The organism is Vibrio sp. 10N.222.51.C5, assembly GCF_041474575.1.
Taxonomy (GTDB): domain Bacteria; phylum Pseudomonadota; class Gammaproteobacteria; order Enterobacterales; family Vibrionaceae; genus Vibrio; species Vibrio crassostreae_C.
On record NZ_JBFRUJ010000133.1, the window covers coordinates 1 to 272 of the forward strand.

1 protein-coding gene is annotated in these 272 nt (G+C 59.2%); it reads right to left on the reverse strand.

From position 1 onward, the window contains the following. The coding region (locus AB4558_RS21995; protein WP_372159110.1) for a hypothetical protein at positions 1 to 272 on the reverse strand (272 nt) is incomplete at both ends.

Here is a 272-nt window from a genome sequence, read left to right on the forward strand (position 1 = left end):
GGTGCTAAAGGTGCCGTCACTGTGTTTGAACTCGTATTTGGTCACGCCATCCAGATCGCTGCCGGACAAGGTACCCACTACCGCGTCCGCCACTTGGTTTTCCGCGTACGTCACCGTCTGCGCACCGAACGAGCCTGACTCATCCACGTTGCTCTCTTTCAGGGTCACCGTCGCTTCCGCTGTCGAGCCGTAACCGTCGGTCATCACCATCTGGTAATCGCCACTGTTCGTGCCTTGCTCGAAGTCGTTCACCTCCGCCGAAACGCCCGCTG